Annotated in this window: 24 protein-coding genes; 12 read left to right on the top strand and 12 right to left on the bottom strand. The window is 68.5% G+C overall.

Annotated features, from left to right (window positions below):
- Nucleotides 1-3: 3 nt before the first annotated feature.
- From ABL840_RS30565 to ABL840_RS30575, 3 genes are all read left to right on the top strand, one after another.
- Complete coding sequence (locus ABL840_RS30565; protein WP_093302000.1) at nt 4-675, top strand: site-2 protease family protein; 672 nt, start codon at nt 4-6, stop codon at nt 673-675.
- A gap of 18 nt (nt 676-693) precedes the next feature.
- The gene (locus tag ABL840_RS30570) at nt 694-2,028 is read left to right on the top strand and encodes a tryptophan--tRNA ligase (protein ID WP_093197703.1); all 1,335 of its coding nucleotides are present in this window, start codon (nt 694-696) and stop codon (nt 2,026-2,028) included.
- A 74-nt stretch (nt 2,029-2,102) separates the two neighbouring features.
- Complete coding sequence (locus tag ABL840_RS30575) at nt 2,103-2,705, top strand: LuxR C-terminal-related transcriptional regulator (protein ID WP_093058637.1); 603 nt, start codon at nt 2,103-2,105, stop codon at nt 2,703-2,705.
- 151 nt (nt 2,706-2,856) lie between these two features.
- Here the strand turns inward: ABL840_RS30575 and shkS are convergent, their stop codons facing one another.
- Nucleotides 2,857-4,272 (bottom strand): surface-behavior sensor histidine kinase ShkS, encoded by a 1,416-nt coding sequence (gene shkS / locus ABL840_RS30580; RefSeq protein WP_093197705.1) that lies wholly within the window; start codon nt 4,270-4,272, stop codon nt 2,857-2,859.
- Nucleotides 4,273-4,371: 99 nt separating this feature from the next.
- Between shkS and ABL840_RS30585 the strand changes: the two genes are divergently transcribed.
- Both ABL840_RS30585 and ABL840_RS30590 read left to right on the top strand, forming a co-directional pair.
- Nucleotides 4,372-4,773, top strand: coding sequence for a VOC family protein (locus ABL840_RS30585; RefSeq protein WP_093302003.1), 402 nt, complete (start codon nt 4,372-4,374; stop codon nt 4,771-4,773).
- A complete protein-coding gene (locus ABL840_RS30590; RefSeq protein WP_093197710.1) occupies nt 4,767-5,168 on the top strand; it encodes a phage holin family protein in 402 nt (133 codons plus the stop codon). Before ABL840_RS30585 ends, ABL840_RS30590 begins: the two co-directional genes overlap by 7 nt.
- 4 nt (nt 5,169-5,172) lie before the next feature.
- On the opposite strand, the gene ABL840_RS30595 is transcribed toward ABL840_RS30590, so the two are convergent.
- Nucleotides 5,173-6,486 (bottom strand): FAD-dependent oxidoreductase, encoded by a 1,314-nt coding sequence (locus ABL840_RS30595; protein WP_093302464.1) that lies wholly within the window; start codon nt 6,484-6,486, stop codon nt 5,173-5,175.
- A gap of 7 nt (nt 6,487-6,493) precedes the next feature.
- On the bottom strand, nt 6,494-7,543 hold the full coding sequence (locus ABL840_RS30600; protein ID WP_093302005.1) for a Bug family tripartite tricarboxylate transporter substrate binding protein: 1,050 nt from the start codon (nt 7,541-7,543) through the stop codon (nt 6,494-6,496).
- Between the two features lie 133 nt (nt 7,544-7,676).
- Between ABL840_RS30600 and ABL840_RS30605 the strand changes: the two genes are divergently transcribed.
- From ABL840_RS30605 to ABL840_RS30620, 4 genes are all read left to right on the top strand, one after another.
- Complete coding sequence (locus ABL840_RS30605; RefSeq protein WP_176947468.1) at nt 7,677-8,576, top strand: LysR family transcriptional regulator; 900 nt, start codon at nt 7,677-7,679, stop codon at nt 8,574-8,576.
- A 100-nt stretch (nt 8,577-8,676) separates the two neighbouring features.
- Nucleotides 8,677-9,621: an alkaline phosphatase D family protein gene (locus tag ABL840_RS30610; RefSeq protein WP_176947469.1), complete on the top strand. Its 945-nt coding sequence runs from the start codon at nt 8,677-8,679 to the stop codon at nt 9,619-9,621.
- Nucleotides 9,618-10,316 carry a DUF1353 domain-containing protein gene (locus tag ABL840_RS30615; protein WP_093302014.1) on the top strand — a complete coding sequence of 233 codons (699 nt, stop codon included), beginning with the start codon at nt 9,618-9,620 and terminating at the stop codon, nt 10,314-10,316. Before ABL840_RS30610 ends, ABL840_RS30615 begins: the two co-directional genes overlap by 4 nt.
- 178 nt (nt 10,317-10,494) lie before the next feature.
- Nucleotides 10,495-11,505 carry a LacI family DNA-binding transcriptional regulator gene (locus tag ABL840_RS30620; protein WP_093302017.1) on the top strand — a complete coding sequence of 337 codons (1,011 nt, stop codon included), beginning with the start codon at nt 10,495-10,497 and terminating at the stop codon, nt 11,503-11,505.
- 9 nt (nt 11,506-11,514) lie between these two features.
- On the opposite strand, the gene ABL840_RS30625 is transcribed toward ABL840_RS30620, so the two are convergent.
- A complete protein-coding gene (locus ABL840_RS30625) occupies nt 11,515-13,011 on the bottom strand; it encodes a PLP-dependent aminotransferase family protein (protein WP_093302019.1) in 1,497 nt (498 codons plus the stop codon).
- Between the two features lie 98 nt (nt 13,012-13,109).
- Between ABL840_RS30625 and ABL840_RS30630 the strand changes: the two genes are divergently transcribed.
- Nucleotides 13,110-14,021, top strand: a complete 912-nt coding sequence (locus tag ABL840_RS30630; protein ID WP_093302022.1) for a DMT family transporter — start codon at nt 13,110-13,112, stop codon at nt 14,019-14,021.
- 15 nt (nt 14,022-14,036) lie between these two features.
- Here the strand turns inward: ABL840_RS30630 and ABL840_RS30635 are convergent, their stop codons facing one another.
- Nucleotides 14,037-14,435 carry a DUF7668 domain-containing protein gene (locus ABL840_RS30635; protein WP_418116067.1) on the bottom strand — a complete coding sequence of 133 codons (399 nt, stop codon included), beginning with the start codon at nt 14,433-14,435 and terminating at the stop codon, nt 14,037-14,039.
- Between the two features lie 76 nt (nt 14,436-14,511).
- Complete coding sequence (locus ABL840_RS30640) at nt 14,512-15,234, bottom strand: class I SAM-dependent methyltransferase (protein ID WP_418116068.1); 723 nt, start codon at nt 15,232-15,234, stop codon at nt 14,512-14,514.
- Between ABL840_RS30640 and ABL840_RS30645 the strand changes: the two genes are divergently transcribed.
- Nucleotides 15,214-16,215 (top strand): phosphotransferase enzyme family protein, encoded by a 1,002-nt coding sequence (locus tag ABL840_RS30645; protein ID WP_093302025.1) that lies wholly within the window; start codon nt 15,214-15,216, stop codon nt 16,213-16,215. The genes ABL840_RS30640 and ABL840_RS30645 overlap by 21 nt on opposite strands.
- 10 nt (nt 16,216-16,225) lie before the next feature.
- Here the strand turns inward: ABL840_RS30645 and ABL840_RS30650 are convergent, their stop codons facing one another.
- The 6 genes from ABL840_RS30650 to ABL840_RS30675 all read right to left on the bottom strand — a co-directional run bounded on the left by ABL840_RS30650 (nt 16,226) and on the right by ABL840_RS30675 (nt 22,600).
- Complete coding sequence (locus ABL840_RS30650; protein WP_093302471.1) at nt 16,226-17,290, bottom strand: porin; 1,065 nt, start codon at nt 17,288-17,290, stop codon at nt 16,226-16,228.
- A gap of 144 nt (nt 17,291-17,434) precedes the next feature.
- Nucleotides 17,435-18,403 (bottom strand): Bug family tripartite tricarboxylate transporter substrate binding protein, encoded by a 969-nt coding sequence (locus ABL840_RS30655; protein ID WP_093197733.1) that lies wholly within the window; start codon nt 18,401-18,403, stop codon nt 17,435-17,437.
- 80 nt (nt 18,404-18,483) lie between these two features.
- Nucleotides 18,484-19,674 carry a DUF5624 domain-containing protein gene (locus ABL840_RS30660; RefSeq protein WP_093302029.1) on the bottom strand — a complete coding sequence of 397 codons (1,191 nt, stop codon included), beginning with the start codon at nt 19,672-19,674 and terminating at the stop codon, nt 18,484-18,486.
- A complete protein-coding gene (locus ABL840_RS30665) occupies nt 19,671-20,783 on the bottom strand; it encodes a hypothetical protein (protein WP_418116069.1) in 1,113 nt (370 codons plus the stop codon). Before ABL840_RS30665 ends, ABL840_RS30660 begins: the two co-directional genes overlap by 4 nt.
- Before the next feature lie 16 nt (nt 20,784-20,799).
- On the bottom strand, nt 20,800-21,678 hold the full coding sequence (locus ABL840_RS30670) for an amidohydrolase family protein (RefSeq protein WP_093302035.1): 879 nt from the start codon (nt 21,676-21,678) through the stop codon (nt 20,800-20,802).
- Nucleotides 21,679-21,736: 58 nt separating this feature from the next.
- Entirely contained in the window at nt 21,737-22,600 is an 864-nt protein-coding gene (locus tag ABL840_RS30675) for an aldolase/citrate lyase family protein (RefSeq protein ID WP_093302038.1), read from the bottom strand.
- Between the two features lie 74 nt (nt 22,601-22,674).
- Between ABL840_RS30675 and ABL840_RS30680 the strand changes: the two genes are divergently transcribed.
- The gene (locus ABL840_RS30680) at nt 22,675-23,598 is read left to right on the top strand and encodes a LysR substrate-binding domain-containing protein (protein ID WP_093197746.1); all 924 of its coding nucleotides are present in this window, start codon (nt 22,675-22,677) and stop codon (nt 23,596-23,598) included.
- Nucleotides 23,599-23,602: the final 4 nt, after the last annotated feature.

Here is a 23,602-nt window from a genome sequence, read left to right on the forward strand (position 1 = left end):
CCAGTGGATATTTCCAACCTCATACAGACCGTGCTGATCTACGCGCTGCCGGTGATCTTCGCGATCACCGTGCACGAGGCGGCGCACGGCTACGTGGCGCGCCACTTCGGCGACAACACGGCCGCAATGATGGGACGCGTCACGCTCAATCCGATGAAGCACATCGACCCCATCGGGACCATCCTGATGCCGCTGATGCTGTACTTCGCGACCTCGGGCGCATTCCTGTTCGGCTATGCCAAGCCGGTGCCGGTCAACTTCGGACGGCTTCGCCATCCGAAGCGCGACATGGTGTGGGTGGCGCTGGCAGGGCCTGTCTCCAACTTCATCCAGGCGATCCTTTGGGCGCTGCTGCTGGTGACGCTGGTCGCCGCGGGCGTCACTGAAACCTTTTTCATCAAGATGGCGCAGGGCGGCATCCTGGTCAACCTCGTGATGTGGGCCTTCAACCTGTTCCCGCTGCCTCCGCTCGACGGCGGCCGCGTGCTGGCCGGCCTTCTTCCGAGCGGACAGGCCCAGATGTTCCTTGCGCGCATCGAGCCATACGGCTTTTTCATCGTGATGGGCCTCGTCCTCGCGGGCATCGTCAGCACATACTGGCTGCGGCCGCTGATGGACGTGGGCTACTTCGTCATCAACCTGCTGATCACCCCGCTCAAGGCACTGCTGCTTTAAGTATTTCTTCGTCGTTCCATGGCTTCGTCTTCCCAAGCTCCCCTGCGCGTCCTGACCGGCATCACACCGTCGGGCACGCCGCACCTCGGCAACTACGTCGGCTCGATCCGCCACTCGGTGCGGCAAAGCGTCGCGCCCGGTGTGCAGAGCTTCTTCTTCCTTGCCGACTACCACGCGCTCATCAAGGTGCAGGAGCCAGCGCTGATCCAGCGCTCCACCCTCGAGATCGCCGCCAGCTGGCTGGCCTGCGGCCTCGACCCCGAGAAAGTCACCTTCTACCGCCAGTCGGACATCGTCGAGATCCCCGAGCTGACCTGGTTCCTCACCTGCGTCACCGGCAAGGGCGTGCTCAACCGCGCGCACGCCTACAAGGCGCAGCTCGACAAGAACGTGGCCAAGGGCGAGGACCCCGACGCCGACGTGACGGCGGGCCTCTTCATGTATCCGGTGCTCATGGGCGCCGACATCCTGATGTTCAACGCCCACAAGGTGCCCGTGGGCCGCGACCAGGTGCAGCACATCGAGATGGCGCGCGACATGGCGCAGCGCTTCAACCACCTCTACGGCGATCACTTCACGCTGCCCGAGGCCGAGATCGACGATGCTGTCGCCACCCTGCCCGGCCTCGACGGCCGCAAGATGAGCAAGAGCTACGGCAACACGATCCCGCTGTTCGCGCCGCGCGCGCAACTGCACAAGCAGATCTCCAGCATCGTGACCGACTCCCGCGCGCCCGGCGAACCCAAGGACACCGAAGGCTCGGCGCTCTTCCAGATCTACCAGGCCTTCGCCAGCGCCGAGGAAACCGAGTCGCTGCGCAAGGCGTACGCCGACGGCATCGGCTGGGGCGACGCCAAGCAGATGCTGTTCGAGCGCATCGACCTCGAAGTGGCGCCGCTGCGCGAGCGCTACGAGGCGCTCATGAACGACCCGGCGCAGATCGAGCGCACCCTGCTCGCCGGCGCCGAGAAGGCGCAGGCCCTGTCGAAGCCCTTCATGGCCAGCCTGCGCCACGCGGTCGGCCTGCGCAACCTCGCGGCCGGCAAGGACAAGGGCCAAGCCAAGGCGGCCAAGGTCGCCAAGCCCAGTTTCAAGCAGTACCGCGAGAAGGCGGACGGACTTTTCTATTTCAAGCTGTTGGATGCGCGCGGCGAAACCCTGCTGCAAAGCCGTGGATTCGCGTCGCCGCAGGAAGCGGGCCGTACCATCGCAATCCTGCAGGCACAACGCGGCGAAGCATTGGCCGCGCTGGCCGGCCAGCTGGAACCCATCGGTACAGAAAAAATACGCGCCGTCGAAGAGGCGCTGGAGGCACTGACGGAAACGACACCCGGCACAACCAGCGGGAGTTGATCCGGCAACGCCCATCGGCTTATCGGCCGATGAGCATGACGAGAGAAGACGGTGCGATCACAAAGGAAGAAAACATGAGCATTTATGTCATCGACGACCACCCCTTGATGCGCGACGCGATCGTGATGGTCTTGCGGCGCTTGCGCCCGGCCGAGAACATCGTCGAGCTCGAACGCCTCGACAAGCTCGCAAGCTCCGTGCAGCAGCGTGGCGCGCCCACGCTCTTCTGCCTGGACCTGAAGCTGCCGGACACGAACGGCGTCTCGGGCGTGATCGCGGTCAAGCAGGTCTATCCGAACGTGCCGATCGCCGTGTATTCCGCGGCCCCCTCCGCCGACATGGAAGACGCCTGCATCGAGGCGGGCGCCGACACCTACATCGAGAAGTCGGCCAGCTCCAACGAACTGGCGGCGGCCCTGCGCGGCCTGCTGATGGCCGGCTCGGAAGACGAAGCCGACGAGATGCCCGCCGCCAACAGCGGCAAGCTCTCGAAGCGCCAGACGCAGCTGATCGCCATGCTCGACAAGGGCATGAGCAACCGCGACATCGCCACCGACCTGGAGATCAGCGAGCACACGGTGAAGGTTCACCTGTGGCGTCTGTTCCGCAGGCTGGGGGTGAAGAGCCGTACGCAGGCGCTGCACTACGCGCGCACGAACGGCTTGCTATCTGGCTGACCCCCAGGCTTCGCGCACTTCGTGTCGCTGCGCCAACCCCCTTGCAGGGGGCAACACCTGAGGACCGGCAAAGCCGGTTCCTCGGTGTTCCCGAAATAAAAAAACCGCGCCTTGGCGCGGTTTTTTCTTGGGGGCGGAGTTGAGTGTGTCTTCAGCCGCCGGAGGCCGTCACCCGCGCCTGCGCAACCGCCTCGTCGGCGTCATGCAGCGCCACCCTGAACACGCTGCCGCTGCCCAGCCGCGAGCGCACGCTCACCGGGTGACCCAGCACGTGCGACAGCCGCGCGACGATGGCGAGGCCCAGGCCGAAGCCGTCGGAGGTGCCGGCGTGGTCGGCCACCTTGTAGAACTCCAGGAACACGTCGCGCAGATGCTCGGGCGCGATGCCGATGCCGGTGTCCCACACCTCCACGCGCAGGCCGTCGCGCGTCTGCCGTGCAGCCAGCAGCACGCCGCCTTCGGTCGTGTACTTGATCGCGTTGGCCAGCAGGTTGCCGATCATGCGGCGCACGCGGATCGGGTCGGTCAGGAACGAGCCCTCGCACATGTGCACGCGGAAATCCAGGCCGCGGCTCTCTGCCACGGGGCGGTATTGCAGCTCCAGGTCGTGCAGCAGCTCGGGCACGTCGACCCGCTCGACGTGCAGGCGCACCTGGCCCGAGTCGATGCGCGCCAGGTCGAACATCGAGTCGAACAGCGCGTTCACCGCGTGCGTGGCGCGCACGATCTTCGGCGCGAGCTCGAGCACCAGCTCGGGCTCGTTGCGCAGCCAGTCGGCGTACAACGAAAGTGCCAGCACCGGCTGGCGCATGTCATGCGCGGCGCTGGCCAGGAAGCGGTTCTTCATGGCCACGGCCGACACCGCCGCCTGCCGCTGCTGGGTCAGCGACTTGATCAGGATGTGGTTGTGGAACAGCAGCTCCAGGCTGTTGCGCGCCGTCTCGTGGATGTGCCGCCCGGCCCTCAGCAGCAGGAACCAGTGAAGGATCGGCAATATGGGCATCAGGTAGCCGTACTGGAACTGCGGATGCTGCAGCGTGATCGACACCAGCCGTATCAGCACCGCCCCCAGCATCGTGATGAACAGCGTGTTGACGTAGCGCTTGAGCAGCGGCGGATGCAGCGCCAGCCCATTGAGCGGAAAGGTGCCCACGCCGGCCACGATGAGCCAGCTCATGAACTGGTTGACCTGCGGCGTACGTTCGAAGAACAGCAGCACCGACAGCCCCCACACCACCGCGCTGGTGCTCCAGACGAAGCCGTAGCGCTCGGTGAACTGTTGCTGCGCGGCCGCGCTGCGCCCGGCATAGCGCACCGCATAGACCCGCGCGCCCCAGGCCCGGCAGGCGGTGGCGATCAGGCCGGCCAGGAGCCAGATGAGCAGTTCCCAACGGGGGACGTAGGCCCAGTTCAGGCCGACCATGGCCGGCATCAGCGCCGCGGAGACGAAGTACGAGCCCTTCGCCGAGCGCATCAGGCTGCGGATGAGCTCGCCGCGTACCCACGATTCGGCTTCATCGGCCGAAGCCGGGGCGGGGGTCATGCTGGCGATCGACGCATTGGCCATAAGCCGGCGATCTTAACGGCCAGTCCGCCAGTGTTTCTTGGGGTAACAATCGAGAATCAGGTCAACAATTGAGCTGTTAACCAAGAAGAATTAACTCGCATGTTGTCCCACGTCTACATCGGTGTGAACGACTTCGAGCGCGCCTTCTCCTTCTATTCGGCGCTCATGGGCGAACTGGGCCTGACGCTGAGGTTCCGCGACGACGGCAAGCCATGGGCCGGCTGGCAAGGCCCCGACGCGCCCCGCCCGCTCTTCCTGGTGGGTACCCCGTACGACGAGCAGGCCGCCTCGCCCGGCAACGGCCAGATGGTGGCGCTGATGGCCGCCGACCGCGCCACGGTGGACCGGGTCCACGCCATCGCGCTGGCACAGGGCGGCACCTGCGAAGGCCCGCCGGGCCTCAGGCCGCACTATCACGCCGACTACTATGGGGCCTACTTCCGTGATCCCGACGGCAACAAGCTCTGCGTCTGCTGCCACAAACCACCCGATCCATGCTGAACAACCTGACTCCCTTCCTCGTCCACTGGGCCATCACCGGCATCTCGCTGTGGGTCGCAAGCCATCTCTTCCGCGGACTGAAGTTCGACAGCACCGGCGCGCTGATCGTCTCGGCGCTGTTGCTGGGCCTGGCCAACGCGATCGTCAAGCCCTTGCTGATCGTGCTCACCCTGCCGCTGACGCTGGTGACCTTCGGGCTCTTCCTGCTGGTCATCAACGCGCTGATGATCCTTCTGGTGGCCGCGCTGGTGAAGGGCTTCAGGGTGTCGGGCTTCTGGACCGCGCTGTTCGCGAGCATCTTCATCTCGCTGCTGAGCATCCTCATCGGCTCGCTCGTCACCGGCGGCGACCCCGCCGAGAAGGTGCAGATGCCGCAGAGCGGCAACTGGCTCTGAGCGCCTAGGCGAGCACCGCACCGCCGCGCAGCAGCGCCTCGCGCAATGCCGGCACCGGAACCGCCCGCACCTGGGCGCCCATGCCCTCGCCAGCCGCCTTCGCTGCCATCGCCGCGGCAATGCCGGCCGCGTGCCCCACCGCCATCGAGATCGTCATGACCCGGATGGCCGCCAGCGCCTCGTGGCTGGCCGAGATGCCGCGCCCCACGCCCAGCGCGTTGTCGAGAGCGCCCGGAATCAGGCTGCGGTACGGGATCTGGTAGGCGTGGTCGTCGTCCATCGGCACGTAGTGCAGCGAACCGCCCTGCGCCGGATGGATGTCGATCGGGTAGGCCCCGGCCGCGATGGCGTCGGCGAACTGCACCGGTTCCAGCAGCTCGGCGGCCGTCAGCACATGGTCGCCCTCCACGCGCCGCGTCTCGCGCACGCCCACCTGCGTGCCGAAGGCGCGAAGCCGACCGTTGCCGCAGCCGGGCACCGAGGCGGCGATGAAGGCCGCGGCCTTCCATGCCTGCCGCCGGCCTTCGATCTCCGCGCCGCCGAGCGCCATCGGGTCGGTGGCGTCGATGGCCAGCCGGCTGATGTTGAACCAGGCGTCGTCCGAATGCGGAACGCGGCTGGAGTGCAGCGCGGCCCGCGCGAGACCGCCCTGCGCATAACCCCTGGCGGCCAGTTCGGCGAGCTCCGCCTTCGAGAGCGCGCCGAAGCGCTCGAAATCGATGGGGCCGAAGCGGAACATCATCGTGGCCGGCTGCAGCGCCTCGCCGCTGCCGAGTTCGAGAAAGCGCGCGCCCGCCTGCTCGAGCGCGTCCATGTCGCCGGAGGCATCGACCAGCACGGCCGGGCGCAGGGCGAGCACGCCGCCCTTGGTCAGCACGCGCAGGCCGGCGACGCGTCGCCCCTCGCACTGCACGTCAAGCAGGCTGGCATGCAGCAGCGGTTGCACGCCGGCCTCAGCCACCATGTCGTCGAGCACCAGCTTGAGCACCTCGGGCTCGTATTCGACGCGGTCCATGTGATGCCCGGTGGACATCACGAATCGGTCGTGCTCGCGCGCGCCGCCGTAGCGCCGCAGCCGCTCGACCACCTCGTCGGCAAGCCCCGCCACCACCTTGCGGCCGTTGCCGGTCTGCCAGCTGTTGAACTGCGCCACCGCGCCCGCCGTGGCGTTGCCGCCCAGGAAGCCGTAGCGTTCGACCAGCACCACCGAGGCGCCCTGCCGTGCCGCCGCCACCGCCGCCATGGTGCCCGCGACGCCTCCGCCGCACACCACCACGTCGGCCTCGACGACGCGGCTCGTTCCGATGTCCTTGTTCATGTGCATGCTAGTTCTCGACCTGGATGCCGCGGCTCTTCACCACCTGCCCCCAGCGGCCGCCTTCGGCCTTCAGGTACTGGGCCGTGGCCTCGCGGCCGCGGATGAATGTCTCGAGGCTCAGCGCCTCGAAGCGCTTCTTCACCGTCTCCGACTGCAGCGCGCCTGCCAGCAGCTTCTCGAGTCGCGCCAACCCCTCGGCAGGAATGCTGCCCTTGGGCGCCACCAGCGTGGCCCAGCCCTCCACTTCCAGGCTCTGCAGCTTCAGGCTGCGCAGGGTCGGCACGTTCGCCAGCTCGGCCACCGGCTGCGCCGAAGACACAGCCAGCGCACGCAGCCGGCCCGAGCGGATGTGCACGATCACGCTCGGCAGGTTCAGGAAGCCCATCGACACCAGTCCCGAGATCAGGTCGGGCATCAGCGCGCTCTCGCCCTTGTAGGGCACGCTCACGAGCGAGGTGCCGGTCTCCTGCGCGAAGAGTTCCGCCGTCAGGTGCGCGAGCGTGCCGGTGCCGCTGTTGCCCGCGCTGAGCTTGCCGGGCTGGGCCTTGGCCTGCGCCACCAGGTCCGCCACGGTCTTCGCTTTCGATTCGGCCGGCACCACCAGCACCAGCGGCTGCTGCGAGACCATGCCGATGGCGTCGAAATCGCGCGCCACATCGTAGGTCAGCTTCGGGTTGAGCGACGGGTTGATCACCATGCTGTTGCTGCCCATCAGCAGCGTGTGGCCGTCGCGGCTCTGCAGCGCCGCCATCACGCCGATGGCGCTGCCCGCGCCGGGCTTGTTCTCGACGATCACCGGCTGGCCGAGCTGCGGTGCCAGCACCTCGGCCAGCACGCGCGCCGAGCCGTCGGCGCCGCCGCCGGGCGCGAAGGGCACGATGATGCGCACCGGTTTCGTGGGCCAGGCCTCGGCGGCATCCGCGCGGTGGCCGAAGGCGACGGCGAGCGCCGCGACCGAGAGAGTGGAAATCGCATGCCTGCGCGTGATGCCGTGCGCGGCGGCGGCGGTGGTGGCGGTGATGCCGGTGATGCCGGTGATGCCGGTGACTGTGGCCATGTCTCGTTGCCTCTTTGCTTGTTCTGAAGAATGAGGCCGATCCTAGGAAGCCCCCGCCCGCCCGGCAAATACCAACATGTCGCAAGCCCATAACATCGCGTTATCGAACAATGGCATCGGGCCGAGGCAAGTCATGAACCTCCGACAGATCGAAGTCTTCCGCGCCGTCATGCTGGCGGGCTCCGTCACCGACGCTGCGCGCTCGCTGCACGTGTCGCAGCCGGGCATCAGCCGCATGCTCTCGCACATCGAGCTGCAGCTGGGGCTGCGCCTCTTCGAGCGGCGCAAGGGCAGGCTGCTGGCGACGCCCGAGGCTCAGGCGCTGTTCGCCGAGGTCGAGCAGGTGTACCGGGGCGTGGCGCGCATCGACGACTGCGCGCAGGCGCTGAAGGGCGGCAGGATGCTCACGCTGCGCGTGCTGTGCAGCCCGGGCACCGGGCTCGACATGGTGCCGCGCGCCCTCACCGCGCTGGGCGAGGAATTTCCCGACGCGCGTCTCTACTTCGAAGTGCTGCTCGCGAAGGAGATGGTCAAGCGTCTGGTGGCGCACGAGGCCGACGTGGCCATCTCCACGCTGGCCATCGACGATCCGCTCCTCAGCGCCCGCCCCATCGGCCGGTGGACGCTGGCCGGCGTGTTCCCGCGCGGCCACGCACTGGAGTCGCGGCGCACGCTGGCACCGGCCGACATCCTGAAGGAGCGCATGATCTCCTTCAGCCCCGACACCCCACAGGGCCGCATCATTGCCGACTGGTGCGTGCAGCAGCGCTGCCAGCCCGACTCGCGCATCGAGGTGCGAGCCGGCCAGAGCGCCTGCGCCATGGCGGCGGCGGGCGCGGGCGTGGCCATCGTCGACGACCTCACGGCGCGCGGCTGCATGACCGACCGGCTGAGCTTCAGGCCGATACGCAACGCGCCCTCGTTCGACATCTTCGCGGTGACCAACGACAACTTCGCGGCCTCGCTGCTGGCCGACCGGTTCGTCGCGCACGCCGAGGCCGCGCTGCGCCAGCTGAAGAAAGAGCGCGCCTGAACGGGCAGCGCCATCCCATATTCTGCGGAGGGACAGCGCGCGACGGCTGCCTATGATCCGCCTCACCCGGCAGACAGAGACCGGTGAACGAGGAGCCCCCATGAAGATCGCCTTCACGTCGTGCATGAACTACAAGTCCGGCCCCGACGGCTACCAGCACGTCTGGAACCGCATCGCGCAGGAGCAGCCCGACTACCTGTTCCTCCTGGGCGACCAGATCTACATGGACTACTTTCCCAAGCTGAACGAACCGGCCGGATGGACTCCCGCCAAGTTCGCCGATGTGATGCAGGGAAAGTACGAAACGCAATGGAGCGTGCCGAACTTCAAGGCCCTGCGGGACGCGCTGCGCCAGAGGCAGGGCAACGGCGGCGGCGTGTACGGCACCTGGGACGACCACGACTTCGCCTGGAACAACGCGCACGGCTCGGAGGTCAGCGCGCCGGTGAAGCAGGAGACCCGCCGGCTCTTCACCAAGTACATGCAGATCGAGCAGCTGCAGAACCCGGCGCATCTCGATCCCGCAACCGACGGCATCTACTACTCGGTGCCGCTGATGCACCAGCAGCAGCGCATCGGCCGGGCGATCTTCCTCGACACCCGCTGGTACAGCGCCGAGCCCGGCGACGCCAGCCCGCTGCTCGGGCAGAAGCAACTCGACTACCTCAAGCAGGAACTGGCCAATGAGCAAGGCTACGTGGTGATCTGCGCCGGCACCCCGATCCGCGCGACCGGCAACGGCTGGATGCGCTACCGCGACGACTACGCGAAGTTCCGCGAGATCATCTACGGGCGCAACATCATCTTCCTGACCGGCGACATCCACGAGAACGCATTCCTGCCGCCCGCCGGCGGAACGAAGATGTTCGAGGTCGTCTCCTCGGGCGCCTTCGTCACCAAGTACTACCTCACCGGCGAGCGCGAGAACTTCGGCATCCTCGACTACTCGCCGGCCAGCACCGACATCAAGCTTTTCGACAAGCACGGGCTGGAGCTGCACAACGTCATCGACAACGCGACCTTCGTGCACCAGGAGATCCGATGAAAGCATCCGGCACCTTCTTCCGGACCCTCGCGGCCGCCGCCTTCTGCGTGGCGTCGGCGTTCGCGCAGGCCCAGTTCGTCGGCGACCTGGTGCTGGAACCTGCGGGATGCACGCAGACCGGCAAGTGCAAGGTCAAGAACAAGCTCCGCTTCACCGACAGCAACAAGCTCGTCTGGGAAACCTACGACGGAGAGCCCACCGACGGCGCCACCATTCCGCCGATATTCCAGCCGATCGTCGGCAAGCCCTTCGAGGAGTCCTTCCTCAAGGCGGCCATCATCCACGACCACTACTGCGTGCGCCAGGTGCGTCCGTGGCGCAAGACGCACCGCGTCTTCTACGAAGGACTGATCGACCAAGGCGTGCCGCAGGCCAAGGCCAAGCTGATGTACTACGCCGTCTATCTCGGCGGTCCCAAGTGGGTCAAGCTGATGCCGGGCGAAAGCTGCAAAGGCAACTGCATCAAGAGCTTCAAGACGAGCGACGGCCAGCCGGTGATGCGCTCCCGCGAGGCCGACTACGCGACAGTGACGAACGAGGCCGAGCTCGCCGCGCTCGAGCAGGAGCTGCAGGCCAACCCCGACGGCATCAGCCTGGAAGACCTCGAGAAACGCGCACAGGCAAAGCGCCCCGACGACTTCTACTACCGCAACGGCGACCAGGTGCGCATGAAGAATCTGCTGGCCACCGAGTGACCGGCGGGCCCTGCCTGCCCCGGACGGGAGCTCCCGGCGTATTCTCGGCAGCCATGGGTTTGCGACGATGCTGCGTCGCATATCCTTGATCCTTGGACTGCTTTCCCGAGAAAGAAGCCCCTTGCCCCCGACCAAAGCCTCCGCCGCCCCCGCTCCGCCCCTCACCCGCCCCGCGACCATGGCCGACGTGGCCGCGCGCGTCGGCGTGTCGAAGATGACGGTGTCGCGCGCGCTCAACCGGGGCGGCAGCAGCGACCGCGTGACCTCCGAGGCGCTGCGCCAGCGCATCCTGCAGGCCTGCGAGGAAATGGGCTACGTCATCGACCAGACGGCGCGCACCTTCTCCAGCAAGCGCTCGGGCTTCGTCGCGGTGCTGATCCCCTCGCTCAACAACTCCAACTTCTCCGAGACCGCCCAGGGCATCACCGCCGCCGTGGAAGCGCGCGGCCTGCAGCTGCTGCTGGGCTACACCGACTACCGCGTGGAAACCGAGGAGCGCCTGCTGCGCGCCATGCTCGCGCGCCGGCCCGAAGGCGTGATCCTCACCGGCGGCTCGCACACGCCGGCCGCTCGCGCGATGCTGCAGGCTGCGGGCGTGCCGGTGGTCGAGACCTGGGACCTGCCCGTCACGCCCATCGAGCACACGGTCGGCTTCTCGAACGCGGAAGCCGCGGGCGCGATGGTGCGGCACCTGCACGACAAGGGCTACCGGCGCATCGCCTTCATCGGCGGCACCTCCAACCGCGACACGCGCGGTGCCGACCGCCAGCGCGGCTACGCGGAGGCGATCCGCGAACTGGGCCTGCCCGACGGCCGCGTGATCAGCTTCGGCCAGCCGCCCATCTCCATGGAACAGGGCGGAGAGGCCGTGGCGCAGCTGATCCGCCAGTGGCCCGACGTGGACGCGGTGCTCTGCGTGTCCGACCTCTCGGCCTTCGGCGCGCTGATGGAATGCCAGCGCCGCGGCTGGGATGTGCCGGGCCGCATTGCGATCGCGGGCTTCGGCGACTTCGAGGTGGCGCGCGCCTGCCATCCGCGCATCACCACCGTGGCCGTCGATTGCGTGGGCATCGGCAAGGCGGCGGGCGAACTGCTGCTGCGCGTGATCGACGGGGCGCGCGAGGGGCACCGGCCGCCCGCCGAGACGGTGCTGATCCCGTTCCGCATCGAGCAGCGCGAGAGTTCGTAGGCCCCTGCTTCAGGAGGGCCGGTTCGCAGCCGCGCGCCACACCTGGTCGATGACGCGCCCCATGTGCCGCACGAGCCCGTCGGCCCGCTCCGGAGGCATTCCCGCGTAGCCGAGCACGAAGCCGTTGTAGAGCGTGCCGGCCGTGCCCGGCAGGCAGAACGGACTCAGCGGACGCAGCCCCAGCCCCTGCACCCGCGCCGCCTGGCTCACGTCCACGTCTGCGACCGGCGCTTCGAGCCGCGCCGACAGATGCATGCCGCCCGCGCCGCCGGAGACGGTGACGACGCCGCCCAGGTGCCGCTGCAGCGCCTCCTGCAATGCCTCGCGCCGCCGGGCATAGAGCTGCCGCATCCGGCGCAGGTGCAGCGTGAACTGGCCGCTTTCGATGAAGTCGGCCAGCGCGGCCTGGTCCGCGACCCGGCCGCGCATGCCTGTGGCGCCGATCGCGCCCAGCAGGGCCGGGACCACCGGCGCGGGCACCACCGTGAAGCCCAGGCGCAGCGCCGGGAACATCGTCTTGCTGAAGGTGCCGACGTAGATCGCCGGTGCATGCGCGTCCAGCCCCTGCACGGCCGAGAGCGGAACCTTCTCGCTGCGGAATTCGCTGTCGTAGTCGTCCTCGACCAGCCACGCACCGGCCTCGCGCGCCTGCCGTATCAGCGCCAGCCGCCGCTCCAGGCTCATCATGGCGCCGAGCGGGTACTGGTGCGAAGGCGTGATGTAGATCAGCTTCGGCGGCGTTGCGCTCCAGTCTTCGGCGCTGGGCGCCAGGCCCTCGGCATCGACCGCGACGGGCACCAGCCGCAGGTCGGCCGCCTGCAGGGCCGCGCGGGCGCCCGGGTAGCCGGGGTTCTCGATCCATGCCGTGTCGCCCGCGTCGGCCAGCGTGCGGGCGCAGAGCTCGAGGCCGCCCTGCGATCCGTTGGTGATGAAGACCTGCTCCGCCTCGCAGCGCACGCCGCGCGACACGCGCAGGTATTGCGCGATCGCCTGCCGCAGCGGCAGGTGGCCCTGCACGGGGGCGTAGTTCAGCTGCCGTGCGTCGATGGCGCGCCAGGCCCGCTCCATGCAGCGACGCCATGCGGCGAGCGGAAACTCGTCCAGCGCCGGCACGCCGGGCCACAGGGGCAGCGCGCGGTCGGCCTCGTCCGGCCCGCCGTGCGGAATGGCGGCTCGCCGTGCCAGCGGCGGCGCCTCGGGCGCCTGCGCCGAGTCGCACCCGACGGCCGCGTCACGCGCCAGCCCGAGGCTCGCGACGACGGTGCCATGGCGCGTGCCGACGAGGAAGCCTTCGGCGCCCAGGTGCTCGTAGGCATAGAGCACGGAGTTGCGGGCCATGCCGAGCTCGGCCGACAGGGTTCGCGTGGACGGAAGCCGCGCGCCCTCGGCGATCTTTCCGCCGAGGATCGCCCAGCGAAGGCAGGCGTACAGCCGGTGCTGCCGGGTCGCGGGGCCCTGCGGCCCCTCTTCGCGCGCGAATGCGGCGAGCAAGGCGCCGTAGTCCATGTTGTGGTGGCTCCATCGATGCGGGCTGATCTGGGTCTACAAATGATGCCACGGCAAGCCTAAGGTCCGGGGTCGAACCCATCCGCTTCCACCTACGAATGAGCACTTCCGCCACGGCCTTCGCATCGACACCGTCATCGCGCGCCGCGCCCTGGCTGCTGGGCCTGGTGGCGGTGGTCTGGGGCATCAACTGGCCGGTCGGCAAGGCCATGCTCGCCCACCTTCCGCCGGTGTGGACCGTGGCGCTGCGAACCGGCGTGGGCGCCCTCGCCGTTCTGCTGCTGTGCCTGCTGACGCGGCGGCTGGTGCTGCCCCGGCGCGCGGACCTGCCGGTCATCCTGAGCGTCGGCGTGCTGCACATGACCGCGTTCTCCGTGCTGTGCAGCATCGGCCTGCAGCACGTGACGGCCGGCCGCTCGGTGGTGCTGGCCTACACCACGCCGCTGTGGGTGGTGCCGGGCGCATGGCTGTTGCTGGGCGAGGCTCCCACGCGCTGGCGGCTGCTGGGCGCGGGCATCGGCCTGGCGGGGCTGCTGCTGATCTTCAATCCGCTGAGCTTCGACTGGCACGACCGCCGCGCGGTCGCCGGCAACGCTGCCGTGCTGCTGGCCGCGCTGTGCTGGGCGGGCAGCATCCTCTACGTGCGCGCGCACCGGTGGGTCACGCCGCCTTTCGAGCTCGTCTTCTGGCATGCGCTGCTCGCCAGCTGCCTGCTGCTGCCGATGGCCTTCGTGCTCGAAGGCGTTCCGCGCATCGTTTGGAGCCCGGCGCTGGTCTCGCAGCTGCTCTACGGCGGCGTGTTCGGCATCGCGCTGGCCTCGTGGGCCATGACCACGATCAACCGCGCGCTGCCCGCGACGACCACTTCGCTGGGGCTGCTGGGCGTGCCGGTGATCGGCATCGTCTGCTCCGCCGTGTCGCTGGGGGAGCGCATCGGCATGGCGCTGGTGGGAGCGCTCGCGCTCATCCTCGGCGGCATCGCGCTCGGAATGGTGCGCGGCAGGGACTGAACGCGCCGCGCGCTCTCAGGGCACGTACACCATGTAGACCTCGAACGCGAAGCCGCCTTCGGCTTCAGACACGTGAAGGTGCAGCACCAGGTCGCTGCGCCCCTCGGAAACCGTCCAGAGATCGACCAGCGCGTTCCACCGCCTGCCGAGCCAGATGCAGACCGACGAATCCCAGGTGTCGTCGGGCAGGTCGACCAGCGTCTCGCCGTAGTCGCGGATGTAGTCCTCGATCTGCCGGGCATCCTGCGCCGGTATGGGCCGCACTCCCGCGATGGGAGTGCCGATGCGATAGTCGCCAAGCACGAAGGCGTGGACGATCTCCCGAATGGTCGAGCGCCAGGCCGAAGGTATGGGTTGCTGGACGTCCCCATCCTTGAGCACCGGCACGTCGGCATGTCCGTCATCAAAAGTCATCGGTTCAGGCTCCGGAAAAATCGCGGCCATTCTGCGCTGCCGTGATGACGAGCGACGAACAGGCAGGCCGCCCGCTTCATCTCTTGCGGGCCACGATGCAGGGACGGTTTTCCCCGCCCTTCGTCGCGTGGTCTTCGACGGCAAGAATCTCGAAGCCCGCGGCCTCCATGTGCTGCTTCAGCTCCGCTTCGCGGAAAGCGCTTGCATAGGGCGCCGCGCCGATCGCGCGCATCGCGGGCAGCAGGAGCCGGATCAGCGGGTTCATGTCGCCGACGCAAGGCGTCTTCGAGATGAACAGGCCTTGCGCCGCAAGCAGGCCGTGAATGCTGCGCAGCGTGCCGGGCAGGTCGCGCACGAGGTGGAGATAGTTGAACCCCATGACGACGTCGAACCGCGCGGCTTCCTGCGCGAGCGCTTCCGCCGTTGCGATGCGGAAGGCAAGCGCGGGCACGGGGCTGGCCGCGAGCTTCTCGTTGGCGATCGCGATCATGCCGGCGGAAATGTCCGTCGCGAGGTAGCTCCCCGCATCGGCCGCGAGCCGCAGCGCTGTCGTGCCCGTTCCGCATCCCAGCTCGAGCACCCTCGAATCCGGCCGCAGCAGTGCGCGGGTGCGCTCCAGCGTGCGCTCGTAGCCGGCCGGATCCCCGACCGCACTCTTCGCGTACCTGCGTGAAGTCCGGTCCCAGAACCTGGCGTCGCTCGCTGCGTTCATGATGAAAAGATCATCGCACTCGCCCCCGGGCGGCATAATCGCGCCCCTTTTGTCCTGGGGGTTTCGATGGAACTGGAGATCGCGCAATCCACGCCAACCGCCGCCGGCATCGCGAAGTTCGTGCAGGCCCACTATGGCCTGGGCGAGGTGATCGAGAGCGAATTCCTGCGGCGCAGCTTCAACCAGGTCTACAGGCTCGGCTTTGCCGACGGGCGCCGCGTGGTGGCGCGGCTCTCGGCCGAACGGCCGCGGGGCGATCCCAACGTGATGTTCGAGGCGGCCGCGCTGGAGCACCTGGCCCGCGCCGGATGCCGCGTGTCACGCTGCCTGCCGGCCGCGAACGGCGAGATCGCGGTGCAGGTACCCCTGCCGGAAGGTTCGCGAGCGCTGATGCTGTTCGAGCACCTCGACGGCGAGTTCACCAGCGACTCGGCCGAAGACATCCGGGCTTTCGCGCAAGGCCTGGCCACCCTGCACGTCGCAGGCGAGACCTACGAAGGCCCCGGCAGTGCCTACTCCCTCGACCTCGACTACCTCCTTCTGCGACCGCTGCAGGGCCTGCTGCGTGCCCCGACCATGACCGCCGAGCTGCGCCCGCAATTCGAGCAACTGGGCGAGCGCCTGCATGCCGACATCTCGGCCCTGGGCGCGCTGAGGCAGGTGCTGTGCCACGGTGATGCCCACGGCAGCAACAACTTCATCGTGCGCAATGCCCAGGAGCAATGCGAGGCCGTGTTCTTCGATTTCGATGAAACAGGCCCTGGCTACCTTGCCTACGAACTTGCTGTCTATCCGTGGCTTCTGCATCCACGTACGACCGACGGCGTGCTGAGCGACAAGGCGAAGACTCAGTGGAAGCACTTCATCTCGGCCTATCGCGAGGCAAGACCCGTCGCCGACAACGATCTGGCCGCCGTCCCGCGTTTCATGGCGGTCCGGCAGTTCTGGATGCTGGGGGAGAACGCCGGACGCGTTCCTGTGTGGGGCTCGCAGGCAATGCCTACCAGCGTCCTCCGTCGGCAGCTGGCCATGCTGCGCGCCTGGGAGAAGCTGGAACTGCCTCTGTGATCGGCGCCCCTCAGAAGTTGTGCGAGATGCCGAACTGCAGGCCCCTAGACCCCGCCCCCGGCACGCCGGCCGGCGACGAATCGGCGACGACATAGGCTGCGTTGCCCCGGTTGCGGATGTACGAGTAGGTGCCGTACAGCGCGGTGCGCTTGCTCAGGTAGTGCACATAGCCGACGGCGTACTGCGTCGCATCGTCGCCGTCGAGTCCCGGCCCCGAGCGGTTGGAGCGCGCCACCGAGGCCTTGATCACGCCCGGCCCCACCGGCACGCTCACGCCCAGCAGCGCGTTCACCTGTTTGTCGGTGTCGGCCTTCTGGCGGTAATAGTTGGCGTAGAGCTTGGCGACACCGAAATCGTAGGTGCCGCCGATGCTGGCCACGCGGTAGTCGGTGGTGCCGACCGGCGTGACGCCGTAGGCCGCCGCCACGTCGACGGTGCCGTTGGTCCAGCCCACGCGCGCGCCGCGGTAGCGTGAACCTTCCTGGTCTTCGGGCAACGCGTACATCGCCTGGCCGTAGAAGCCACCCGGGCCCTTGGGCAGGAAATAGCCCACCGAATTGTTGGCCCGCGCCAGCGTACGCGCGCCGCCGAGGCCGAAGGGCCAGCCCTCGACGATGTTGGCCGAGCCGCCGACGCCCACGGTGCCGAAGGGCGAGAACTGCGAGATGTTCCAGAAGGTGGGCGTGTAGTCGCGCCCCAGTCGCAGTTCGCCGAAGCTGTTGTGCGACAGGCTCAGGGTGGAGCGCCGGTGGAAGCCGGTGCCCTGGATCTCGCCGGTGTCGGGCAGCAGCGCCATCTCCAGCCAGAAGCTCGCGGCCAATCCGCCGCCCAGGTCTTCGGTGCCACGAAAACCGAGGCGGCTCGGGAAGATGTTGCCGCCCTGGTCGAGCGACTTGACCGAAGCGCCGCCGCTCTTCGACCAGGTGACGTTCATGTCCAGCGTGCCGAATATCTGCACGCTGGATTGCGCCGTGGCGCTCGCGCCGGCCGCGAGGCAGATCGCGCCGGTGAAGGCATGCGGCAGCAAGCCGCGGCGGGCGATGGTGGTTGGGGGTTTGGTGGTCCTGATCCTCATGCTTGTCTCCTGGTTGTAGAAATCGTTGTAGTTCTGGCGCGTGCGCCGGCGCACGGCGCTTGCGCTGCAAGCACCGTGGCGTGGGAATTCCGGAAAAAGAAAGAAGGCGGCGCGGTGCGTGGCCGCGCCCCGGGGCATCGCCCGTCAGTCGATGCGGATGTTCTTGGCCTTGATCAGCCGGCTCATGGCCTGCGCTTCGCGATCGATGACGGCGGCCGCCTCGGCAGGCGTGCTGCCGATGGGATCGAGGCCGGCGTCACTGAGGAGCCTGCCCATCTCCGGCGAATGCGTGATGGCGACGATCTCCTTGTTGAGCCTGTCGACGATGGCCTGCGGCGTCCTGGCCGGCACCCAGAAGCCCAGCCAGGTGAACACCTCGACGCCCGGATAGCTCTCCGAGAGCGTGGGCACGTTGGGCAGTGCCGCGCTGCGCTTGCTGCCCGTGTACGCCAGCGCCTTCACGCGGCCCGACTTGATGTTGGGCAGCGCCGAGACGGGCGGCTCGAAGCCCAGCTGCACCTGCCCGGCCATGAGGTCCGGCGCTGCGCTCTGCTTGTACGGCACGTGCAGCAGCTCGATGCCTGCGGCCTCCTGGAACAGCTCGAAGCCCAGGTGCGAGGTGGTGCCCGAGCCATAGGAGGCGAACGAGATCCTGCCCGGCTCCTTCTTCGCCAGCGCGACCAGCTCGGGAATGTTCTTCACGGGCACTGCCGCGTTGGCCAGGATGAACGATCCGCCCTTGAGCGCCTGCGTGACGGGCACCAGGTCGTTCTTCGCGTCGTAGGGCATCTTCGAGAGCAGGAACGGCGTCATGGTGAACGGGTTGCTCGTCGAGAACAGGATCGTGTAGCCGTCGGGCGCGGCCTTGGCGACCGCGTCGGTGCCGATGGAAGCCAGCGCGCCCGGCCTGTTCTCGACCACCACCGGCGTCTGCAGCGCGCGGCTGAGGCGGTCCGCATAGGCGCGGGCGAAGATGTCCGAGCCCACTCCCACGGGCGTGGGCGTGATGATCTTGATGGGCCGCGACGGCCAGGGCGAGCCCTGCCCCCAGGCGGGTGCGAATGCGCTGGCCGAGACCAGCACGGCGAGCAGCGAGCGAGCGATTCTTTTCATGGTTTGTCTCCTGTATCTCTTCTGTCTCTCTTCTGTTTCTCTTCCAGGCCTCCCGCCCGCGTCGCGGGCGCGGCTCGTGCTCAGGGCAGCGGCGGATAGTCCGTGCCGTCCAGGCCCGGCACCGGCACCCGCGTGGGGTCGTTGCCGTGCGCCTGCAGTTGCTCGACGGCGTAGTCGGTGACGCAGCCCGACAGCAGTTGGCGCGGGTCTTCGAGCACCACGCGCAGCCGTGTGTTCAGCGCACGCCAGTCGTCCGGGCCAGCGATGGCCGGCATCTCGGCTACCGTGCGCGTGTCCGCGTCGAGCACCGGGCGGACAGTGGAGGAAGGCTCGTAGCGCGGATAGCCGTCGTACATCAGCGTGCCGAGTTCGCTCACGGCGCGCGTGTGGGCCCACAGCTGGCGCATCGAGCTCTCGAACGCGCGCATGGCCGCCATGTCAGACGCCGCCCCGGCCGGGAACTCGGCGGCGTGGGGCGCGATGAAGAGCCGGTCGAGCGAGAGCGTGTGGCGCGAGGCGCCGAGGATCATGGCGGCCACCGAATTGGTGGTCCACGTCACGCCGGCGGTGGGCCTGCCCTGGCGCCCGATCACCAGCGCCATGGCGCGCGACCAGTCGATGGCATGGCGGTCGAGCCAGCCGATCACGCGGTGGCTGATGTCCATGCCGACCAGGAAGAAGGTGGCGATCATCACCGCGTTCATCGGCACCGTGGCGCCGACGGCGGAGCCACTGCCTTCGAGGTAGTGCTCGCGCATGTCCCCTGGCGTGAAGAGCTCGGGCCGCTCCAGCACGCGTTCGAGGTAACGCTCGGTCAGCATGCACGAGTAGCGGACCAGTTCGGCGATCTTCTGCTCGCGCCCCCGGTAGGCCGGCACCGCGATCCGGTCGCGCCACAGCGCCACCGAGTTGGCCTCGCGCGCCACGCGCGTGGCCGCGACCAGCCGTTCGGCTTCCCTGCGCCAGAGCGGCCCGTCGGGGTCGACCAGCCGCATCTTGAGGATCGACGCCACCGCCGGCCCGTGGTGCGAGATGCCGGCCAGCTCCTTGAAGCCGCGCGTGGAGAGACGAAAGCCCTCGACCTCGGGATCGCGGCCGTTACCGGGGAACAGCACGATGTCCGCGCTGGTGGCCACGATGAGCGGATCGCCCGCCGTCGCCGCGCCCGTGAGCGCGGCCAGGTTCGCGCCGATGCCGTGCGGCCCGCCGGTGTAGGTTTCGAATAGCCGCAGCAGCTCGGGGCTCTGGTGCGGGGCAGCGGGATGGTTCATGCCGGCTCCTTGTCCGCGGGGAAGTCGAGGCGGTAGACGCGGCTCGGCGTGCGGAACCGCACCTCGCCGCTGAGGCTGTTGGTCACGACCAGGTAGCGCCGGCCCTCCGCCTCGAAGAAGGATGCGTCGGTGCCGCCGGAAGTCGGGAACTCGGCGACCGGCTCCATGCGGCCCTTCGTCATGCGCAGGATGGTCGACTGCAGCCGGGGGATCGGCGCCTCGCGCGTTCCATGCAGGAAGTTGACCTGCACCAGCCGGCCGCCGTCCGGCGTCGCGATCCAGTCGAACTCGCGGCCACCCGGTCCGCTGAGCACCTGGTGCTGCACGAAACGGCCGTCGCTCCAGCGGTAGAGCACGGTGTCGTCGTGCAGGCATGCGAACGCGAGCCAGGTGGAGCCCTCGGTCTCGAAGAAGCGGAAGGCCCGCCCGCTCTTTCCTTCCAGCTCCTGGAAGGGCTCGAAGCTGTTGCCGTTCCAGCGCAGCAGCTGCGAAGGCACGGCGTGGTCGGCATAGGCCAGCAGCTTCTGCCCGTCGACCTCGAAGAAGGCCCAGTTGTAGCCCCAGCCCGAGCGCACCGTCTGCAGCTTCTCGAAGCGCTCGCCGTTCCATTCGTAGATGCACGATTCGGCGCCCGGCGCGAGCGGCGTTTCGCCATGGGTCACTCCCTGCGCGAGCGCAAGGAAGTGGCGCGGGCCGATCTCGAAATGAATCCACTGCTTGGCGGCCGATGTCGCAATGCGCTGGAAGACGTCGAAGCGCCCGTCCACCAGTTCGAAGATCGTCGAATGTGTGTCCAGCGCGTACGGGCCCGAGCCGGTGCGCAGGCTGGCGGTGGCGAGGAAGGCGCGCTCGCCGATGCGGAAGAACTCGGCGTCCTCGCCGCCCGGCACGGGCAGCCGAGCGTGCTCGACGAAGCTTTCGCCCTCCCAGCGGTAGACGAGCGCGTCGACATCGCTGTTGCCCAGCGTCATCTGCGCGGGCTGCCCCGCGACGTCTTCGGCGAGCTGCGGCACCACGAGGTAGCGGGTGCCGGCATGTTCGAAGACTTCCGCGGCGCGCGCGCCGGAGGTGTCCAGTTCCTGGATGCAGTCCATGGTGGTGTCCGCCATCTTCATGCCTTCCGTTTCAGAAGCCGAACAGCCGAGCGGGGTTGTCGGCCAGCACCTTGCGGCGCGCGACCGGGTCCGGGATCCAGTCGCCCAGCAGGTTCAGCAGTTCGCCGGTGTCGCGCCCGCCTTCCGGGATGTGCGGCCAGTCGCTGCCCCAGATCACGCGGTCGGGCACGGTCTCGACGATCGCCTGCGCGAGCGGCTTCAGCCGCGCGTAGTTGCCGTCCTTCGCGAGGCGGTACGGCCCCGAGAGCTTGAACCAGCCGCGCCCGTCGGCAACGGCGCGCAGCAGGCGGTCGAAGTCGGCGCGCGTGAGGCCGTCGCTCTCCAGCATGTAGCCCATGTGGTCGATCACGAAGTCCGATTCGAGGTCGGGCAGCACCGGGATCAGGTCGCGCACGACCCAGCCCGGCGTATAGAACTGCACATGCCAGCCCAACGGCCGGATGCGCCGGATGCTGCGCTCGATGTACGCATGCAGTTGCGAAGTGGGCAGCTTCTGGCGCAGGAACAGGTCGAGCCTGAGCGCGCGCACGCGGCGTGCATGCATCTCGCGCAGGGTCTCGTCGGACACGCCGTCTTCCACCATCGCGACGCCGCGCGCACGGTCTCCCGCCGCGTCGAGCGCATCGAGCATGCAGCGGTTGTCGGTGCCGTAGAAGCTGGGCTGGACGATCGCGAAGCGTTCGACGCCGAGCACCTCGAGCGCGCTGTGCAGCTGCGCGAGGTTGCCGTCGGGCAGCGTGTAGTGCGGGTGATCGACACGCGGATAGTGCTCGGCCGGGCCGAAGACGTGCACATGCGCATCGCAGGCGCCGGCGGGAACCTCGAAGGCCGCGCGGGTCAGGGTCTGCGCGTCACGCATGGGCTTGGAGGTCAGGATCTCGTGGTTCATGTTCGGAACGAAGGCGGGAGAAGGAGAAAACGAAGAAGTCGCGGAAGGAGGCGTCCGCTCAGGCAGCCTGTGGCTCGGACGTCCGCACGGCAACCGCCGCGTGGCCCGCCAGCGCGCCGCGCACGCGCTCCTGCATCGAGGCGAGGAGCACGTCGGTGTCGATCCCCGTCATGAGGAAAGGCGCGGCGCCGCGCGCCAGCAGCTCGGCGTTCAGCGCGGCATCGGCGATGCCGCCGATCGACAGCGGCTTGCCGGCGCGCGTGCAGGCCGCGAGCGCGTCGTTCAGCGCCTGCTGCACCAGCGGATGGCGGTAGTCGCCGGGCACGCCGAGTTCCGCGCTCAGGTCGTTGGTGCCGATGCTCACCAGGTCCACGCCGGGCACCCGGGCAATCGCCTCGGCATTGCGGATGCCGAGCGGGCTCTCGATCAGCACGTTGACGACCACCGTGTCGTTGGCGAGCCGGTAGGTCTCGGCAGCCGGAAGCCGGCGATAGCCGAACTGCGGCAGCGCCGCGATGGCTGACCGGTGGCCGTGCGGCGGAAAGCGGCAGGCGGCCGCCAGGTCGGCGGCCTGCTCCGCCGTTTCGACGCGCGGGAAGATGAGGCCGGACGCGCCCGCGTCGAGCAGCCGGCCGATGGCGCCGTACTCGCGCTCCGGCACGCGCACCAGCGCCATCAGGCCGAGGTCGTGCGCGGCGGCGCAGATCGCGCCCGCCGCGTCCAGCGAAATGGTGCTGTGCTCCAGGTCGACCCAGATCGCGTGATGCCCGCTGGCCTTGGCCAGCCGGGCGATGTCGGGCGTGCGCGAGATGCGGATGCCGAAGGCCGTCATCGGCTCTCCGCGAGCCAGCCCGATCATCAGCGGGTGCCCCTGGAAAGGCCGGGTTGCAGGGTGCTCCTGCGGCTTGTCTCTGCTTGTCATGAGGGCATCGTAGGCAAGCTGTCTTATATTTGGAAATACCGTTTTTCTTCGGTTTTCAATACTCTCTGAATATCATGGAACTGCGCCATCTCCGCTACTTCGTCGCGGTCGCCGAGGAGCTCAACTTCACGCGCGCCGCGCAGCGCCTGCACATCGCGCAGCCGCCGCTGAGCATCCAGATCCAGGCGCTGGAGGAAGAGCTCAAGGTGCGCCTGCTGGAGCGCGACAAGCGGCGCGTGTTCCTCACGCAGGCGGGCCGGCATTTCCTGGAACGCGCGCGCGGCATCCTGCGCGACGTGGAGGCGGCCAAGGGCGAGGCGCAGAGCGCGGCCTCGGGCGAGGTCGGCAGCATCGCGCTGGGCTACACGGCGTCGTCGATGCTCTCGCCCGCGCTGCCGGCGGCCATTCTTCGCTTCCGGCGCGAGCACGCCCGGGTGATCCTGACGCTGAAGGAGATGACATCGCTCGACCAGCTCGACGCGGTGCACGGGCGCGGCCTCGACGTCGCCGTGCTGCGCCGGCCGAACGTGGAGATCCCTACCGGCATCGTGGTCGAGGAGTGGTACCAGTCGCCGCTGCTGGCCATCGTGCCGCGCGAGCACAGGCTCGCCGGCAAGCCGCTGCGCATCGCGGACCTGCGCGACGAGCCGCTGGTGATGTATCCGCGCAATGCCGGCATCGGCCTCTACTGGAAGGTGCAGGACCTCTGCGCCAAGGCCGGCTTCAGGCCGCGCATGGTGCAGGAAGCGCGCGAGGCATCGACCATCGCCGGGCTGGTCGCGGCCGGCGTGGGCATCGCGCTGGTGCCGGGCGACACCCGCTGCATCCAGCCGGACGGGGTGGTCTACCAGACGGTGCTCGACAAGGAGGCGGTGTCGAGCCTCTATCTCGCGCATCGTCGGGACGACCCGAATCCGTACGTGGCCCTGATCCTCAAGGAGCTTCGTGCGGCACTGAAGCGCAGGACGGCGCGAAGCGCGAAACGGCAGGTCGACTAGTTCC

Source organism: Variovorax sp. NFACC27 (assembly GCF_048301545.1).
Lineage (GTDB): Bacteria > Pseudomonadota > Gammaproteobacteria > Burkholderiales > Burkholderiaceae_C > Variovorax > Variovorax gossypii.

What these genes read in the sequence shown, in the direction of transcription:
- ABL840_RS30650 (WP_093302471.1), bottom strand. Translation starts at nt 17,290, where the DNA reads ATGAGGATCAGGACCACCAAACCCCCAACCACCATCGCCCGCCGCGGC.
- ABL840_RS30680 (WP_093197746.1), top strand. Translation starts at nt 22,675, where the DNA reads ATGGAACTGCGCCATCTCCGCTACTTCGTCGCGGTCGCCGAGGAGCTC.
- ABL840_RS30670 (WP_093302035.1), bottom strand. Translation starts at nt 21,678, where the DNA reads ATGAACCACGAGATCCTGACCTCCAAGCCCATGCGTGACGCGCAGACC.
- ABL840_RS30575 (WP_093058637.1), top strand. Translation starts at nt 2,103, where the DNA reads ATGAGCATTTATGTCATCGACGACCACCCCTTGATGCGCGACGCGATC.
- ABL840_RS30570 (WP_093197703.1), top strand. Translation starts at nt 694, where the DNA reads ATGGCTTCGTCTTCCCAAGCTCCCCTGCGCGTCCTGACCGGCATCACA.
- ABL840_RS30645 (WP_093302025.1), top strand. Translation starts at nt 15,214, where the DNA reads ATGGAACTGGAGATCGCGCAATCCACGCCAACCGCCGCCGGCATCGCG.
- ABL840_RS30655 (WP_093197733.1), bottom strand. Translation starts at nt 18,403, where the DNA reads ATGAAAAGAATCGCTCGCTCGCTGCTCGCCGTGCTGGTCTCGGCCAGC.
- ABL840_RS30610 (WP_176947469.1), top strand. Translation starts at nt 8,677, where the DNA reads ATGAAGATCGCCTTCACGTCGTGCATGAACTACAAGTCCGGCCCCGAC.
- ABL840_RS30605 (WP_176947468.1), top strand. Translation starts at nt 7,677, where the DNA reads ATGAACCTCCGACAGATCGAAGTCTTCCGCGCCGTCATGCTGGCGGGC.
- ABL840_RS30615 (WP_093302014.1), top strand. Translation starts at nt 9,618, where the DNA reads ATGAAAGCATCCGGCACCTTCTTCCGGACCCTCGCGGCCGCCGCCTTC.
- ABL840_RS30600 (WP_093302005.1), bottom strand. Translation starts at nt 7,543, where the DNA reads ATGGCCACAGTCACCGGCATCACCGGCATCACCGGCATCACCGCCACC.
- shkS (WP_093197705.1), bottom strand. Translation starts at nt 4,272, where the DNA reads ATGGCCAATGCGTCGATCGCCAGCATGACCCCCGCCCCGGCTTCGGCC.
- ABL840_RS30625 (WP_093302019.1), bottom strand. Translation starts at nt 13,011, where the DNA reads ATGGACTACGGCGCCTTGCTCGCCGCATTCGCGCGCGAAGAGGGGCCG.
- ABL840_RS30595 (WP_093302464.1), bottom strand. Translation starts at nt 6,486, where the DNA reads ATGAACAAGGACATCGGAACGAGCCGCGTCGTCGAGGCCGACGTGGTG.
- ABL840_RS30620 (WP_093302017.1), top strand. Translation starts at nt 10,495, where the DNA reads ATGGCCGACGTGGCCGCGCGCGTCGGCGTGTCGAAGATGACGGTGTCG.
- ABL840_RS30635 (WP_418116067.1), bottom strand. Translation starts at nt 14,435, where the DNA reads ATGACTTTTGATGACGGACATGCCGACGTGCCGGTGCTCAAGGATGGG.
- ABL840_RS30590 (WP_093197710.1), top strand. Translation starts at nt 4,767, where the DNA reads ATGCTGAACAACCTGACTCCCTTCCTCGTCCACTGGGCCATCACCGGC.
- ABL840_RS30630 (WP_093302022.1), top strand. Translation starts at nt 13,110, where the DNA reads ATGAGCACTTCCGCCACGGCCTTCGCATCGACACCGTCATCGCGCGCC.
- ABL840_RS30585 (WP_093302003.1), top strand. Translation starts at nt 4,372, where the DNA reads ATGTTGTCCCACGTCTACATCGGTGTGAACGACTTCGAGCGCGCCTTC.
- ABL840_RS30660 (WP_093302029.1), bottom strand. Translation starts at nt 19,674, where the DNA reads ATGAACCATCCCGCTGCCCCGCACCAGAGCCCCGAGCTGCTGCGGCTA.
- ABL840_RS30675 (WP_093302038.1), bottom strand. Translation starts at nt 22,600, where the DNA reads ATGACAAGCAGAGACAAGCCGCAGGAGCACCCTGCAACCCGGCCTTTC.
- ABL840_RS30665 (WP_418116069.1), bottom strand. Translation starts at nt 20,783, where the DNA reads ATGGCGGACACCACCATGGACTGCATCCAGGAACTGGACACCTCCGGC.